A 1,115-nucleotide genomic window follows, 5' to 3' on the forward strand; every position below is an offset into this window, starting at 1 on the left:
CGTGGAAGAGGATTCCCTGCTGGACCGAGGTCAACGGATACACATCCGCCACCCGCGCCCCGGCGGCCACCGCATCCAGCGTCGGCTGGTCCAACCGGGCCAACGGGAAGTCCGACGGCGTGAACCCACCCGCCTCCGGCGACAGGCAATGCTCCACCAGAGCCCTCAACGCCTCGACATACGCCACCGCCACCCGCTCGATCGTCTCACCCCGATGCCAGGCACCCCCGTAATGCCACTCGAACACCAACCGCCCATCCACCGCCCGAAACGCCTCCACCTGCAACTTATGCGCCCGCGTCTGCCCATCCGGCCCCGCCAGCCCCGCCGCCAACTCCCCCACCAGCAACCCACCCGACATCCCAGCCCGCCCACCCAGATAGTTGAACCCCACATGCGGCTCCGCCACCGCACACAACCGCCCCACCAGCTCATCCCCGCCATCAGCCAGATACCGCAACACCCCAAACCCGACACCCCGCCCCGGACTCCGCCGCAACCCCTCCTTGACCGACTTCACCACCACCGCCGCATCACCCAAATCCGCGGCCGCCAACACCACCGGGAACACCGAAGTGAACCACCCAACCGTCCGCGACAGATCAACCCCCTCAACCACCGCCTCCCGACCGTGACTCTCCAACCCGATCGTCACCGCACTCGTGCCCGCCCACCCACCCAACGTCTGCAACAACGCCGCCAGCAACAGATCATTGATCTGCGTCCGATACGCCCGATGCGCCCGCGTCAACAACGCAGCCGTCGTCTCCACATCCAACTCAACCCGCACCACCCCATCAACAGCACCCACCCGACCATCCACCGGCACCACAAACCCCGACCCCGCCTGCTCCAACCAATACGGCAACTGCGCACGCACCACATCCGAGCCGGCATAACCCCGCAACGCCTCCGCCCACTGCCGGAACGACGTCGTCTTGGCAGGCAGCCGCTCACCCCGGTAAGCGCGATCGAGATCCTCCAACAGGATGTTCCACGACACCCCGTCCATCACCAAATGATGAACCACAACCCCCAACCAACCCGGCTCCTCGCCCCGATCAAAGAAGACCACCCGGACCAACGGCCCATCAACCAGACTCAGCGACCTCTGC

Annotated in this window: 1 protein-coding gene; it reads right to left on the reverse strand. The window is 66.2% G+C overall.

From position 1 onward, the window contains the following. The coding region (locus tag DQW85_RS22515; RefSeq protein ID WP_240197356.1) for a condensation domain-containing protein at window positions 1-1,075 on the reverse strand (1,075 nt) is incomplete at its 3' end. Window positions 1,076-1,115: the final 40 nt, after the last annotated feature.

The organism is Nonomuraea lactucae (assembly GCF_003313395.1).
GTDB classification, from domain to species: Bacteria; Actinomycetota; Actinomycetes; order Streptosporangiales; family Streptosporangiaceae; genus Nonomuraea; species Nonomuraea lactucae.